Source organism: Cloacibacillus porcorum (genome assembly GCF_001701045.1).
Taxonomy (GTDB): domain Bacteria; phylum Synergistota; class Synergistia; order Synergistales; family Synergistaceae; genus Cloacibacillus; species Cloacibacillus porcorum.
In genome coordinates this window covers 761,999-777,379 of the sequence record NZ_CP016757.1, presented here as the reverse complement: position 1 = coordinate 777,379, position 15,381 = coordinate 761,999, and the positions used below count along the sequence as shown (strand labels likewise).

Below are 15,381 nucleotides of genomic sequence, written 5' to 3'. Positions count from 1 at the left end.
TCTGGAATATATTGAAAGGCCAGGCGGGGCAAGGTAGAATAGCCGGTATATGAGGTTTCAAGAACTGAGTATCGGTATCGTCGCCTCCGTTAACGGTTCTATTTTGAGAGTAAAGGAGTTCCCCATATGTCTATGCATCAGATTGAGGATATGATCGAGAACTCTGTGCGTATGTTGTCAAACTGCACAGGTTCAGAGATAAACGGATTATCTCTTCGCGATATTTGCTATCATCTCTATCAGCTTCAGGATCTATTTGATTGCGGCTACACTATGCTTCGAGTACGGAAAGAATTGGAGCGTATGGGTTTTCTTGCCTCTATTGCCGTTGAGAAGCTGCCTCAGAATGAGCGTGATGCCGCACGGCGCCTGACCGGCGGCAGTGGCTTTCTTCCTTCCGGAGTCTATGTAGACGGGGATTCCGGTCTGGCCTATCTTGATTATGGAAACCCGTCATGGAATACCTTTATAGAGGCCGGCACTCTCTCACATCCCCAAATGGGGGATATTCCACAAATAGATGTTTTGCAGCTGGCGGAAATTATGATTTCACTCGCCGCGCAGCAGCGTGAAACAGGAAGCGATAATGGAGAAATCGCAGTCAGTACTCTCCTCTACTGGTATGCTCTGCTCCCGACAGTGATGACGGTATCCGGCTATGAGGGGCAAGTTGAAGAGGAGCGTATTATTCGTTTGCGTGATATGGCGGCTGTCCCGGAAGCCTTTGAACAGGCCGGTATATTGTGGCTTACATCCGAGCTTGAAGATTTGGCTGATTTAGCGGACGAGGATCTGGACTGTTTCGCGAACTGGGCGGAACCGTATCTCCAGTGGAAGAAAGAAGCGGAAGATACTCCGGAGTATCCCGACTCAGAGTTTTCCGAACAGGAGCAGATGGAACTGTTCATTGCATCGCTTAACCATGGGTACTACAGTCAGGCGGATTTTATCGCCAGACGTCTGGACGAACCCAGCCGCTCCTTTGGCCGGATCAACGCCGCTATGTCTTTCTACACTGCCCAAATCGACCAACCAGAGCAAACCGCCACGCCTCTGCCGCACAATATTATGACGCTGACCGAGGTGGAGGAGAAATTGATAGAGCTGACTGAGTCGGAATTTTCTGTGGCCGTTAAGAGTCAGCTGTATCTGCATCTTGCCCAATGCCGCTTTCTCTTGAAGAAATTGCCGTCAGCCATAGACAGCCTAAACCTTGCCTTTGCCCCCGCTGCGGATAAGCTGCTTCAGACGGAGGATGCCGAAATGCAGCAAGTTCAGATGGCATACCTGACCGCCTCCTATTACATGGTGCTAATCTGCAATCTGAATAAAGCCGTTTGGGATAAGGTAAGCCTTCCGACCTGGCTGCTGCCGCTGAAAGAGGCCTTGCAGGTGGTACAATCCACGATTGATGAAACAGCCATCTCTGCGGAACAATGCTGCAATATGGCGCTCCTACTGCTGGTTGAAAACAAATTAGAGGCAGCTAGGGACTGGCTGGACCGGGCAGAACAAAAAAAGCCCGACAGACAGGAGAGGCAGATCATCAATACGATGCGCAGAAAACTGACAGAAATGGATAAAGCATAGATCAGCCGTTAGCGGCGCAAGTTGACGGTGTAAAGTTTTGGCAGCCCAGCTATTTTTGCTCGGCTGCCCTCTTTTTTTGAGTCTGCGAAAGAGACTCTGTAAATTATTAAATTGTCCTTCTATCCGGAGATGGAAACTCCAATACCGCCGAAAAAGGTTTACACAGATATCACCCCTCCCTAATGCTGTAAAAATATCCTATATTCTCGCGGACAGGCATCCGGCTTTGCGTCTGGCTGTGATTTTATCCGCCGTTCTTAATGAGACTCTAAACTCCGTCCGCTTAATGGCTGGACGTAAGTCAATAGGTACTACCTGACGGAAATAATGATAAGTGCTGTTTTGAAATATATAAACGCCTTGTAATTGTCTTTGTGAACTTAGCATACATACAATCTCCTATTTTTACAGGTCGCATGTATAAAGGGCTTAAAACAGAAAAAGCCTCACAAACTTAGTGTTTGCAAGGCTTTATAAGCTCTGGCGGAGAGTGGATACCGCGAATTGCTCAAACAATCACAGTAATAGCAATAACTTTATAGCAATATCCCTATTTTTGAGTGCTTTTTTGAGTGTCAAAAAAACAACCCTATCGACTAAAATCACCACAAAAAATACGTAATTCCTCCCCTATTGCTCATAGCATTGCCATTATACAACAGCCCCGCCAAGCTTACCTCATTCCTTTGGCTTCCATCCGCCGCTCAACATCAGCCACAACCACGGGACAGTAGTCTGTTATATCTCCGGCGATATAGAGTATTTCTTCATCGTTTTTCTCTGTCCGATGATTGCCTGCAGCGCTTTCATAAAGTCTCCGTCAGCCGCATTGTTTGTTGCAAGGTACAGCCTTTTTGAACCTACAACCGGTAGTGGCGTGGTGATTAAAGACATGCCCTCAATCGCGTTCCACGCGCCTCTTTCAAACTTTGACATGCCGGTGTAAGGGCTAATCTCGTCCGAATCATCCGCCGTCATATCGTCAAAGCCGCGAGCGAGCTTTGAAAGCGGGGCGACAAACGCCGAATAGGTCGTTCCCTTATAGCCCTGCCCGCTGAAAGATTCCCAAAAAGACATCAACTCCTTTCCAACCAGAGGAATCGACTCAATCGCCTGTCTTGAAAAGGCTGACATGATCCATTCGCCCCAATTCTCATCATTGTCGTCGTCGGGCATTCCGTCCACGAGCGCCTTCATTGCCACCGCGCTTATCATAAAGGCAGCTATGTTGCACAGGGATGCTGGATGATCTCCTCGCTTTATCGATTGCGCAAGGTCATACACCGTCATCCCGAGTACAGGGGCTGCGTCTGAAGTAAAAATCATCAAAAGCCTGGCAAGGCCGCTCTGTCTCCATATCATGGGCGCGTCTTTGATTGACGGCGTTTGCTGAGTTAGAAGCACAGCCCGCTGGGCGGCACGTACCGCTTGGTCATGAGAAAGCCCTCGTTTTACATTCGACTCATAAGTAGCCTTCCAACCGATGGCCGCTACGACCCTATCCATATATGAAATGGGTGCGATAAGCGTGTCAATTGATTTTTTATAGGCATACTGCGCGTCACCCATTATCGTAGGATCATACTTGTTTATACTGAAAAAAACGTTCGGCACACGGTCTCTCATCTGCGGATCCATCACGTAGATATCTTCCAGGAATTGCTTCGGATGCTGCAAATATTCTCCGATAGCGCAGCCGATTTGAGCTGGTCCAGCGGTAATGAGAAAGCGCGGTATCGACGTCGTCTGTTTCAAGACAGTGGCTATATTTGCCGCAAGATAAGTGTATGCCATATTTTTGCCAAGAGTATTGGATATCCGGCTGAATACATCATTGCCAACCGTCAGCCCGTCACGGTTGACGAGGTTGATATACTCCTGTACGGCTTTCCACGTTCCCGAACCAAACTTCTCGCGGATGAGCTTGGGGATATTGTACGAACGCCCCGTACGGTCCTCGAAATTTTCCGTAAACACCGCGTGAAGATTAGGGCCGATCCGCGCAAAAGCGGCTGTGTGTTCCATGGCGTCGACCTGCGTATTCCAAATCGACAGCAACCCAAGATCCATGGGTGCCTGGTGCCTTGCGTTTATTTCTTTGCCGGGAATCACTCGCGGATTTAAAAAGCCCCTTTCCAGTCCGGCCTTTTGCGCTCCCGCTTGACTTGCGACGCCTTTGGCGTATGCCGCCTCATCGGCATTTACCAGCCCGTGATTGGAGGTGTATTCCAACCTGTGCATAGGCGTGTAGTTCTCCTCTTTCATCATGCCCTGGTTAAAAGTGGCGATAAAAATGTTGTTCATCCGCTCATAATGCGAGTCGTATTCCTGGATTACATAATCTGCCAGCTCTCGCTCCTGCGGCGTCAGCGCTTTAATGCAGTCTCCGATGTGCGTCAGAACTTCTGCCGGCGGCTGCGCGTCATGGTTTTTAGCGTTATCTAAAAACCATGAATCTGGTACTAAATCTCTCATATTCCCAAATATGAGCGCTTGTAACGACTTCTCATTCTGCGTTGCCGTATAGATCGACAAGAGTTCGTCGACGCTATAGCTGTAGGCTCCAACCGTACGTCTTTTGCTGAGATCATGCAGGGTTATCCCCAGCGCCTTCATCTTCGCGTTCATTTTGTCGTGGCGTTCATGGATGTGTCTCAGCTTCGTGTCATAGGCCATGTTCACCTCATCCACACAATACTTTGAAAAGGCGCTGTCGAACTTTCCCATTCCGTGCCCAATCCAGTCGAAGAGACGGATAGCGCCTAACGTATTGGCATAGGTCCAATCCTTTAGCTTCTCCGCTCTTCCCATGACGCCGTCGTATTGTTTGGAAAGGTCGGAGGAACCGGTTATAGGACCCTGCTTAGCTTTGCCGTCGGTCTTGTCAAGTGCGGACACGAGCTCCGCGTTTATCTTATTGCGTTGCTCAACAATGCCGGCCCTCCACACCTCATATTCTCTCCGGCCTCTGGCGTGGATTTCACTTATCTCCTTGGCGAGATCGGCGATCTCGGATAGTTTGGCGTCGGAAAGCCGCAGGTCGTTCAGCGTCATGCCAGCGGCTTCCAGCTTCTCGATCAGCTTTACGAATGGAGCATCCGCCGGGTTTATTTCCCTATAATCGAGACCAAGATCCTGTTTTATGGCCTCCATGAGAGAGGCCGCCATCTTCATCTTTTGAGTGGGATAGACAGCCGCAAATTTCGACTTGCGCCGCCGTCTGCCTGGACGTTTCCTATCAAGCTCCGTATCGTGCAGGTCGACGATCTGGCGGCTCTCGGCAAGCTTCTCAAGCATCTCCTGCTGCACGGACCAAATAACATTTTCATCGTTGACGTCGTGGTTTATGCCTTCCAATAAAGCCTCAACGTCTTTAAGCAGAGCTTTCCTTTTTTCAAAACGTTCAAACATCGCCTCCCGTTTGCTCTTTGTCTTGTAGTCAAAGCCTGGGCGTTTGAATTTAGCGCCGCGTTCTCCTTCGCTCTTGCCCCGGTCATACCCTAGCGCCTCACCGAGACGGAATTTGTTATTTATCTCCCGTTTTTTCTCTTTCTCAAAGTTATCAAGCCGTTCCTTAAGCAGTTCGTTTTCTTTGATAAGATCCCCGATTGTGGTTTCCGCAACATAAGATTCGTCAATCTCCTGAGGGGTTGCAAGCAGCCTGTCGAATACATCTTGTACCTCCGGCGTCAGCTCTTCTCCGGCAAACTTCGCATTTGAATAAATATCGAGCAGCCACATACGCATCTTTTGCAAGACCGGACGCAGCGCCTTTGAAGGGGAGTTGCCCTCCATGACGTACGTCTCCATAGCGCGGGCCCATTTCTCGTGAGCCTCCGTAAGTCGGGCTTGCTGCGTCTCATCAAGGTTGTCTAGATCGGAGATATCCATATTTGAAATCTCAAGGTAATCAAGGACAGTTTTAAGATCGTGGCTTATCTCTGTCTCCGGATCTGCCTTATTACCATATCTTATAAGATCTTCAAGTATAAGGTGTCCCATCTCGTGGATAAAGGTACTCCTGTCAGCAGTGCGAAAGAGAGTGACCAATGATTCTCCAGTCTTGCGGTTAAAGGTAATCCCGCCGCGATTGCCCTTACCTCGCTGCAAATATGCAACGCCGTCATTATCTTTGACATTGCTCAGCATCTCGCCTATACTTATATCAATATCCGGCACGTTCCCTTCGGGAAGCTCTTCATGAGCGGGTAGTAGGGGCTTGGTGTCGGGTATATTCTTTACTCCTTTGACATCATGCGCCTTGTAAACCCCTTCAACGGTCATGTCAAAAGTACCGTCCATCTCCTTTACGGTCAACATGACGACATATACGCCCTCTGCGTTATTAAAAGATATCGGGGCAAACATCCTGTGGATTTTTTTGACATTCGAGGCGTTTTTACCATCGTCGTGAGACTCTATCAAGACGGCGTTTTTAATGATTAATGGAAGCTCAGATATAATTTCTATCGACGTTCTATAGTCAACATTTTTATTATTGACGGCGCTTGAGATAGAGTGCTTAATGGCGCTTGGCGGTAAACTAAGCTCCCAGCCGGTTGAATCGTTATGATACTTACCGGCAAGACCTGACACAAACTTACGCCGCTCTTCACCGTTCCTTACCGCCAAGGCAGTTTCGTCGTTGAATTTTTCGGCAGATAAAATAACTTTAATTTTTCTGTTCAAGTCCACATCGGTGTTAATCGGCTGATAATACGTCTCTAACACCTTGACGGCCTGATCGTCAAAAATAACATAGTTATAATTGCCCTCGCCCCTGTGCCTGCTGGCGCCGTCTAGGTACTTTATCCCGGCGATACCGGCGTCGCGGAGTAATAGACTGGCCTCTTTATCTGATCCAAGCTCGTCGCTCAAGTCCTCATATAAATTACGCCCTTTTTCGCCCCACGTTTTGACCATAGCTTCAAGGGAATAGCTGGAAGTTGAAAGGCTATCCTTGTTCGCTTCCAACCAGACAAGCTTATCACGTGCCACTCTTGCCTGCTCAGAGAACATTTCTTCGTCATATTTGGAGCGTTTGTCAAGATCGTCGTCCCCTGCGAGTATAATATCCCGCTCGTAAGACTCCCGGGCACGGTTGATAGCATCTTCCAAAGAATCGCCATAATAAACGTATGTCTTGATCCTCTCGAAAACGGCTGCGCCGATCTCATCAAGTTCGTCAATCATCTCGCCGTAATCCATTCCGGCGAAGCTTCTGCCGTTGAAGGTCACGTCGGCGGGAAGCGCTACGTCCCGTTCTTTAATCACCTTTAGAACCTTTTCCATCTGTTCCGCCGGTACCGCCTTGTCCCATAGCAGATAGTTGTTGTGCGTTTCATCTGGAATATCTACCTTGAATAACTGGCCATTGTCCGGTTCTATAAGATTAGAAGTTATACTTCCCTCGTTTTCATTTATCCATTTCAGAGCTTTTTGCGCCCTTTTCTTGTATTTTGCAGGATAGATAACGAGTTTCTCTCTTTCTGGATCATAAACTGGCTTAGATTGTGCTATTTGTTTTAGGTCTTCTTTTAACAAACGTAATAATGCCTTAAAACCATGGAAGTAATTGTTCTCTACATCAAAGGCAATACGATTGAGAACAAATTGTTCTGTGCTGACATTTAACGAAGGATCTAAAATATTAGAGTTGATATTATTATCTAAAAATATTTCATTGCCATTAAAATAAACATGTCGCTCTGCCGGCTGCTCGGTCATCTTTTTCGACAGTTTCTTTCTGTACCATTCGCTGACCTCTTTATTGTCGGCGAAATACAGCCCCCAGCCAAAAGCCTGCGCTCCCTCGCCGGAGCCGATATGTTCGAGGCCGAACTTGTCGAACTTGTGCGGGCTTCCATGCCAGACGGACTGGTTATAAAGCGGATTCGCCCGACCTCCTTCAGCCTTCTCCACCCTCATCTTATGCAGCTCTTTCGGGCTTATCTTCAACCGTTTTCCTAGCGTATAAAGATAGCGGCTGTAAAGGTCGGCGTTGGCTTGGCTCGCCTCGTCGTCCCTACTTGCGGCTGAGAGCTCGTTGGTTAAGTTGCGGCGTATCTCGACAGCCTCTTTCGCGTATTCGTCGCCTTGTTCCAGCGGATCCTGTAATTTTTTGCTTAACCGCTCGGCGACCTCTCTCTTGGTGATACCGCCGGAACCTTCCCTAGTATCCATTTCAAGAGACTTGGCGAACGAAGGATGTGCAGCGGCGGCTTTTTCATAATCTTCTTTTCTCACCGCGACTTCGCCGAGTTCGTCTATGACGTTGCTTTCGGTTATACCGAGTGCGCTTACAACTTCATCCGCGATGTCGGGATTTGACTGGAAGAATTCATTGACGGCGTCCTGTCCAAGAAAAACAAGATTGTTCTCCGCGACAGGAGCGCCTTCGTCGGTAAGAATGTTCTCGGCGGCTTTAACTCTCTTGCCCTCGCCGGAATTCTGAAAACTCCTGACCGCTCCGATATTGCGGGCTGTCGAATAAGCGGATCCAGGCACCATCATCAGGGTAAGCGAAGGCAGCGCCTCTATGCCTGCGTCGGCAATGCTTCCGAGCGCCTCGCTCAGGGTCATATGCTTATAGTCCGGAAGCATCGCCATCTTTAAGGGCTCGCCTATGATTATTGAGGCCGCCTGCTGCATCATTTCTTCGACGTCTTCATCCCATACATGCCCCATGAATCTGATAAGCCCTGTCTTTAGCGTACCGGCGACACTCGGTGATTTCAGAGCCTGCTTTGCCATAAAGACAGAGGTAAGTTTTTCGAGTCTTGGCGCGATGGCGGGATTGACCGCAAAACCTTTTATGGCCCGTTTGCCATAGCCGCGCACATAGTCCATTATCATGTCGCCGCCAATTTTTTTGCCAAAAGACGAAAGAACTCCAGAAAACATATTGAATTCAATGCCAGCGGACACGGCGCCATAAAGGGCAGAAGCCGGCAACGCCGCGTACTGAGGGACGCCTTCTTTGACAAGATCCTCGTTGAACTCCGCCGATTCGCGCAGGAACATGCGTGAAACCATGGAGGTGTTGTAGGCCATCTTCACCGCGGAAACAGCAGTCGCCCCTATCGCCGCCGTTCCCAGCGTCACACCAGCGGCGGGGACGATGAATGGCGCGGCGAGGGCGCCGAAAGCCAATCCTCCGGCCGCCATCCATAGATCCTGCGAATCAACCCAAGACCCCATGCTGTTTGCCGCGTCAAAGAACGCCTTATTCAGGCCGGGATTATATGCAGGAGGCATAAGTTCCGATATCTCTTTGTCTATCTCCTGTATTCTTTTAGTGATACCGTCCGAAGGACGCAAAAGGTTATCATGATAAAGCGCACCGCGTTCGTCCCGCAGCTTTGATATCTTCACGCCGTTTATAACATTCTGCGCTATACTCATGCGCTCTTTCACCACACCACTTGACTTCGCCAAGCGGTAAAAATCCTCGTCGGCAAAAAAAGCTTCAGGGTTTACACCGACGGCTTCAGCCTCTTTTATACGGATGAATACCTCTTTTGGGTCAAGCCCTGTAACTTTGGAGATAGCGCCGACGCGATTCATTTGCAAATAGCGTTTGCGTTTGGCCTCCGAATCATCCGTACGTCCAAAAGAAGAGCCGACATCCGCCGGCTGCTTGCGTAAGAGCATGTCTTTTTCGTACAGAGCAAGCCGTTTAAGAATAACGTCGTCGGAATACCCTCTGACACGAGCCTCAGTTATCGCCTCTTTCTTGTTGGGATATGAGAGAAACAAATAATCCTCGACTACTGGCGCAGCCCCTTTTCGTTCTGGCGTATAGGTCGGGTCCTGCGCCAGGCGCGAGAGATTTTCTTCTTGCTTTATATTCCTGGGGAGAATCGTCTCCTCTTCCATTTCTTTTCCCCGCTCTATGGAATAGGTCGGATCCTGCGCCAACTTAAAAAGTTCTTCGTTCATAAAAAAACCTCCAGACATAAACGACCTACCTTAAAGGCGGCCCTTAAATATTTAATACAACGTCATTCATGGTATTACTATGTATTCAAATAAATCAACAAACATGCTATAATTTTCATTGAAAGGAGTGATAATAATGCCACTTGCAACAATGTCGATCCGCGTGGAGGAAGAGACAAAACGAGAAATAGAGGCTTTCTGCGCCGATGTAGGGATGAATCCCTCGACGGCAGTAAACCTTTTCTTCAAAGCAATGCTGAGGGAAAATAGACTGCCATTTGAAATATCTCGCGACCCCTTCTACTCCGAGGCCAACATGCGCCACCTCAGAGAAAGCGTCGCTCAGATGAACGCGGGCAAAATCACGCGCCACGAGCTGATACCTTGCGATGAATAAATCATGGACGGATAAAGCCTGGGATGAATACCTGGACTGGCATACCCGGGATAAAAAAATATTCAAGCGGATAAACCAACTCATAGAAGATATCGACCGTAACGGCAATGAAGGACTGGGCAGGCCGGAACAGTTAAAACACGAATTTTCCGGCCTGTGGAGTCGCCGCATCGACGGAGAACACCGCCTCGTCTATAAACTGACCGAGACGGAAATAATAATAGTTCAATGCCGCAGCCACTACAAATAACGACAATATGCTGCAATATAACACTGACAGCAAGTGATGTGTGTAGCCGCGGCAGATGGGAGCCTCCGGTAGCGCCACGGTGGCTCCTTTATTACTGCGCTCAGCCTAATCAGCCTTTGGATTCAACTTGAGCAGCTCGTTAAGTTCGTCCTGCACTTCATCTTCGCCTTCACGTAAAATTTCAGATTCCTTTTCTTGTGGCGATGTATTCCACGGACGTGAAGGGACATCTCTTACTGTATCCTTGATTTTAAGTCCGTCTACGATCTTTTTAAGGGTTCCAAGTTCTGTATCGCTATTCCATATCCAGCCTTCATCTATCAATGGAATACCCGACTGATGTTTTTCCTCAATGGCCCGAAGCATGGCACGCCGTCCCGCTTCGTCAGCCTGCTTATAGAAATCCGGAGCCGCCGGGTCGAGCTTTCTGCACTCTTCACGGAAGTAGAATACTGCCGTATTCCTGGCAGGGTTTTGCGTGCCGCCGAAGATACTGCCGCTGTAGTTTTTCAAGAAGAGTTCGATGTTTTTCTCTTTAGTTTTGAGATAATCCTTATTGCCAGGTGATATATTCTTATCATATTCGATAATTTTGGCAACTTCGTCGTAAGTAATATATCCCATTGCGGCGGCTTTGTTCAGATCCGCATTGGACATTCCTCTCAGCTTTGCTTCGCCAAGCTGAGTAAAGTACGCGCTGTGCTGTTCTTCGCTGATGCCAAGCCTCTGGCGCACAAGGCGTTCTTGTTCTTCCTTCGGCAAATTTGCAAACTCAGGGTTGAAATGGACGAGCTGACGTACGGCCTCGGCCCTTGTAAGTGGAGTGCGTGTAAGAGCTTCGCTAGGTTTCGGAGCAAAGATCCCGGTGCCGTGTACACGGTCGTTGTCAACCTTAAGACCCAGCGCCCACGCTTCGCCCTGTGTACCATAGCCTTTAAATTTCTCTGAATAAGAGGCAATAATTCCGGCAACTTTACTATATGAACCGCCGCCATACAAAGCCTTTTGTACCTCTAATTTCGCGGATTCAAGTTCGGCATGCTGCGCCTGGCGTACATCCGAATATAACGAATTGACATACCCGAGATAGACATCCTCATCCTTGCCCTTATAAGTTTCCCGCACCTCTGTGATCGCGGATGCAAGCCCGTCCACACCGTGCTTCTTGAGCATATCGCCGGCAAAAGCCTGAGCCTTAACCGGCAAAGCCACCCTCTCCACCTCCGCCGCCAGCGCCTCATAAACAGCCGGCTCGAACACGGCGTCCGCGCCCTTACCCTCGCCGTTCAGCACAAGCGCCGCATCAGGTTCATTCCGTGAAAAATAATCGCGCAGACCGGCGGCGGACTGCATCCTTAAATTCGTCTCAGAGGGCGTAAAACTCCACTTCCCGCCATCCTCCGTCCACTCTCCGCCCACAGAATCACCCGTGCTATAAATAGAACCGCTCGAAAAAGTCGGATGATTGGGCTTCTTATACCTGTCCGTCGCGTGTCCATTACCGCCAAAACCGCCGCTCTCCTTAAAAAGCCCGCGCAAATCATAATCGAACAAATCCTTTGAAACATCGCGCCCCTGCCTCTCGGACTCGGAGACAAGCCATTCCTGAAAAGCCGCCTCATCATCCGCGGAAAGCTTCGTATTATACCTGTCCGAAAAATCGGGAACCTCGGCGCCTGCCGTGCCGCTTCCGGAAAACCGCTTAAGAACAGCCTCCGCCTTCAGAGGATCCCTCTTGGCCACATTAAGAACCATCTGCGACAACAGCGCCTGCCGCACAGACTTTGAATTCTCAAAATTGACCTCCGCCCCCTGATCGCCATACCTTCCCAAAGTCGCCTGATAAACAGTCTCCTCCTGCGCCTCCCAAGAAAAACCGTCCGGGTCATTCGCGGCGGCAGCCGCCGTATTGGCGATCAGCTTATCCGCCTCGTCGGCGCGGTACCTAGCCATCGCCTCGCCCTCATACCGCATCACGCGAGAGCCGACGTCACGGTCATATGGGACGATACCCTGCGCGAACAACCTCCGCTGCCGTCCGGAAAGCTTCCCGCCGATCTCGCTCTGCAGCTCCTTGTGCCCCTCATAAGCTCTGACAGAAAGCCCCTCCGCGCCGGCGCCGCGAGCCAGCATAAGCCCCGACTGAGGATCATAAAGCAGCTCCGAACTCCTCTTCATGTACTCATTCAGCGCCTCCGTAGCCTTCGCGCGGTCGCGGTCGGCCGCAAGCTTGTCGATACCGGCAGCAAGCCCCTGCAGCCCCTGTGCGACCTGCCCTCCGAAACGTGCGCTCACGGCGGCGGCCGCCTCCAACCCCGACGCCGCCGGATCATTAACCGTTCGCCGAACTGCGACCGGCCCCGCGTCCCTCACCTCCGGCAGACTCTCGGCTCCTCTAATCTTCATCTATAAACCTCCTTCCAGACAATAAAACCATGCCGGCGCTTCGTTAGTGCCACGTGCGTTCCCGCGGGCCTAACCAAATCCATAACGCTTGCGTGTCGTAAAATCAGGATACAAAAACATCTGCTCCTTGGATGACATAGACAAGCCATTCCTTCCAACCGCCATATCATCCCACTTGGCGGCCACAGTACCGGCGGAAGTCAAAAGAGAACCCGTCAAAGCGGCACGTCCGGCATTCTCCACCGCAGAGGCATAAGCCGCCCCGCCAGCCCGCGCGCCATTTGCCTGATGCTCCAGCCCAACCGCCTGATTCACCAGCCCAAAACGCTGCCGCTGATAATTCTGCCGCAGCACATCCCTATCGGCCGCCGCCTGCAGCTCCGTACCGGCCTCGACATTCGCCGCTGTGCCAGAATCCAGCAGCAGCCCAGAGGCGCCGGCAGCCGCGCGCCCCGAAGCGGCAACCGCGCGCTGCCTGCGGGCTAACGCCTCCTGCTCGGCGGCTCCCTGCCTTGAGACCGCCTCAGCCTCCCCCCTCGCCTGCCCTGCGTTAAACTCCAGGGCACGGGCCTGATACTCACTCTGCATCTCGGCCGCCTTCGCCTGCTCCTTCGCCGCCTGCATCTGCGACACTCCAGAAAAAAGCGTTCCAGCGACCGAAGTCACGACCGCCGTCACCGGATCACACATTCATTTTCGCCCCCGATCCAAAACATATAAAAATCCAACCCAGCGACGCCGTGAGGAACGGGGCCGCTGAAACTAAAGCCAAGCCTGGCAAGCCAGCGGATACTCTTACCATTCCGCGAATCGACATAATTACGCATATTCGGGAAACGCTCCCGCAGGCGCGGAAAAAGCGAGACAGAAAGCCTCGCCACATCGCGGGGATACTCCTCCAGCGCATCCGTCCCCACCAGCCACGGACACCACCAGTGCGCGTCCTCGCGGAAAACGCCGAAAACCCCCAGCGTTCGCCCCGCCTCATCGACGCCGGCAAAACAAAAAATAGAAGAGAGCCACCCGCGCAGCACCGCCATCTCCACATCGCCGGAAGATGCCGCCAGCTCGCGCCGGTCCGCTTCGCGCATACCCCGTACCGTCTCCAGACAATGGCGGCGCCTGGCCCGCACCAGATAAATCACGATCCTAAAACCTCCAGAACGAATAAACCAGGCCGACGCCGACGCACGCCTCCCGGTGAATCGCGTCATACCCGGCGAACGCCCCGATCGACCAGGGCGACATAAGCTTCTTATTCGACCTCTGTAAATTCTCGACGCGGCTCTCCCAAGCCGCCCGTTCCTTCGCCTGGGCAGCCTCAAGAGCCGCGATTTCGGCGTTAATGGCATCCAAGGCCACGTCCTGCGAAGTGACGTACCTCCTGATGACCCTGAGCTCAGCCGCCTGCGACTCCATCATCTCCACCGTATCGCGCCCATCCCGAAGAGGCACCACATACGCCTCAGTCGTCAGAGCGTACCCCTTCGGCCGCAGCTCTATCTTCCCGGTATCGCCCCAGCAGACCGTTCCAGCGGCCAGCAATACCATTATCGCCAAGACCAGCCACATCACGCCTGATATCATCTTTCGCACCTTTAACCACCTCCGGTAGTTTGCTTCTCTCAACTTGAGCCATTTCAATAACACTTTTCAACTTTTCAGTAACGTTATCTACGGCAGTCATCTCATCTCGCGGCAAATCCGGCACACCAGTCCCATAAATCCGCGCCCGCCCCCAACGCCAAAGATAAAATCCGGCAGCCAACAGCAAAATCGCCGCGATCAGCAGCGCCCACCAGCGCCAGCGGCTTTTAAACATCGTTTTCAGCTCCATCCAGCACTCCCTCTCCTTCATAGCGTCGTGACCTAGGGCTGCGCACGGCTTCGTAGCCAGACTTGCCGGCCGCCGCCGCAAAAACCACGCCGCCGAAATAAATCCCCAGCTCCTTCGCATTCGGAGGAATGTCGCGCCCCAAACCAAACGCCAGAACAAAAACCGACAAATTAACCGCCCACGTTAAAATCGCCAGAGGCTTCGTCCAGGGCATAGCGTTTAAATATGAAAACACCCGGTTCACCGGACATCCTTCCTTCCGTCATCCCGGTGATTCACCCCCAGCCTCTCGTCGATCACCCGCCGCACCCAGGGCCGACCGGCGGAAACCGCCACATAAACCGCCGCAAGCCTCCCCGCTTCGCCGACTCCCATCTCGCACAGCCCCAAATAGACTGCCCCTCCGAGCGTAATATCAGAAATATGTCCGACGATAAAACGGTTCCAGGAAAACTTATCCTTCAGCCAGTGCTTATTCAGAAAATCCACCGACGAAGTGATACAGGCAGCAATCAGCCCGGGCATCATGAGCATAAAAATAGCCTTCAGCGAATCAAAGGCATCGCGGACCTCTGTCTGCGACATGACATCACCCTCTCCAACGCGCCCGCTTGCCGCGAACATCCACATGCACCCAACTCTTATAGACGCCAATCCCGCCGTTAGCGAACGCCGGGACCTCCTCGGCAAACCTAGCCAGCTCCGCCGGCGTAAGCTCCCCGCACCTGATATCGGCGGCAATCCCACGCACATGAGTGCTGTTCCTGACTCCGCCGACACGTTTATTCCAAAATGGGCAACGGTATCCCGAATTAACGTGTATAGGCACGCCAATTAAATCCCGCAGCTGCTGAAGCGCATCCATAAGACGCTGATCGACAGCATGATGCGGACAATCAAAACGCCCGCACCGACAGGAGAACTCAGCAGCCTTGAAATTCCTCGTGTCATGAGCCATCG

General features: G+C 51.4%; 13 protein-coding genes. 3 read left to right on the top strand and 10 right to left on the bottom strand.

Annotated features, from left to right (window positions below; genetic code table 11):
- Positions 1–126 precede the first annotated feature (126 nt).
- The gene (locus tag BED41_RS03520) at positions 127–1,590 is read left to right on the top strand and encodes a hypothetical protein (RefSeq protein ID WP_066743172.1); all 1,464 of its coding nucleotides are present in this window, start codon (positions 127–129) and stop codon (positions 1,588–1,590) included.
- Between the two features lie 198 nt (positions 1,591–1,788).
- On the opposite strand, the gene BED41_RS16905 is transcribed toward BED41_RS03520, so the two are convergent.
- Together BED41_RS16905 and BED41_RS03515 are read right to left on the bottom strand one after the other, a co-directional pair.
- On the bottom strand, positions 1,789–1,977 hold the full coding sequence (locus BED41_RS16905; RefSeq protein WP_367593409.1) for a DUF6538 domain-containing protein: 189 nt from the start codon (positions 1,975–1,977) through the stop codon (positions 1,789–1,791).
- A gap of 351 nt (positions 1,978–2,328) precedes the next feature.
- On the bottom strand, positions 2,329–9,531 hold the full coding sequence (locus tag BED41_RS03515) for an LPD3 domain-containing protein (protein ID WP_066743170.1): 7,203 nt from the start codon (positions 9,529–9,531) through the stop codon (positions 2,329–2,331).
- Positions 9,532–9,667: 136 nt separating this feature from the next.
- Here BED41_RS03515 and BED41_RS03510 point away from each other — a divergent pair, with 136 nt between their 5' ends.
- A complete protein-coding gene (locus BED41_RS03510) occupies positions 9,668–9,928 on the top strand; it encodes a type II toxin-antitoxin system RelB/DinJ family antitoxin (RefSeq protein ID WP_066743168.1) in 261 nt (86 codons plus the stop codon).
- A complete protein-coding gene (locus tag BED41_RS03505) occupies positions 9,921–10,178 on the top strand; it encodes a Txe/YoeB family addiction module toxin (RefSeq protein WP_066743162.1) in 258 nt (85 codons plus the stop codon). Before BED41_RS03510 ends, BED41_RS03505 begins: the two co-directional genes overlap by 8 nt.
- 105 nt (positions 10,179–10,283) lie before the next feature.
- Here the strand turns inward: BED41_RS03505 and BED41_RS03500 are convergent, their stop codons facing one another.
- The 8 genes from BED41_RS03500 to BED41_RS16870 all read right to left on the bottom strand — a co-directional run bounded on the left by BED41_RS03500 (position 10,284) and on the right by BED41_RS16870 (position 15,379).
- Complete coding sequence (locus BED41_RS03500; RefSeq protein WP_066743160.1) at positions 10,284–12,584, bottom strand: hypothetical protein; 2,301 nt, start codon at positions 12,582–12,584, stop codon at positions 10,284–10,286.
- A 69-nt stretch (positions 12,585–12,653) separates the two neighbouring features.
- On the bottom strand, positions 12,654–13,274 hold the full coding sequence (locus BED41_RS03495; RefSeq protein WP_157102255.1) for a virion core protein, T7 gp14 family: 621 nt from the start codon (positions 13,272–13,274) through the stop codon (positions 12,654–12,656).
- A complete protein-coding gene (locus tag BED41_RS03490; RefSeq protein ID WP_157102254.1) occupies positions 13,259–13,729 on the bottom strand; it encodes a hypothetical protein in 471 nt (156 codons plus the stop codon). Before BED41_RS03490 ends, BED41_RS03495 begins: the two co-directional genes overlap by 16 nt.
- Before the next feature lie 4 nt (positions 13,730–13,733).
- Complete coding sequence (locus tag BED41_RS03485) at positions 13,734–14,012, bottom strand: hypothetical protein (protein ID WP_157102253.1); 279 nt, start codon at positions 14,010–14,012, stop codon at positions 13,734–13,736.
- A 37-nt stretch (positions 14,013–14,049) separates the two neighbouring features.
- Positions 14,050–14,421, bottom strand: coding sequence for a hypothetical protein (locus BED41_RS03480; RefSeq protein WP_066743152.1), 372 nt, complete (start codon positions 14,419–14,421; stop codon positions 14,050–14,052).
- The gene (locus BED41_RS03475; RefSeq protein WP_066743151.1) at positions 14,399–14,665 is read right to left on the bottom strand and encodes a hypothetical protein; all 267 of its coding nucleotides are present in this window, start codon (positions 14,663–14,665) and stop codon (positions 14,399–14,401) included. The genes BED41_RS03480 and BED41_RS03475 overlap by 23 nt, the downstream gene beginning before the upstream one ends.
- Positions 14,662–15,006 (bottom strand): hypothetical protein, encoded by a 345-nt coding sequence (locus BED41_RS03470; RefSeq protein WP_066743149.1) that lies wholly within the window; start codon positions 15,004–15,006, stop codon positions 14,662–14,664. The genes BED41_RS03475 and BED41_RS03470 overlap by 4 nt, the downstream gene beginning before the upstream one ends.
- Positions 15,007–15,010: 4 nt before the next feature.
- The gene (locus BED41_RS16870) at positions 15,011–15,379 is read right to left on the bottom strand and encodes a YcbK family protein (RefSeq protein ID WP_066748895.1); all 369 of its coding nucleotides are present in this window, start codon (positions 15,377–15,379) and stop codon (positions 15,011–15,013) included.
- Between the last annotated feature and the right edge of the window lie 2 nt (positions 15,380–15,381).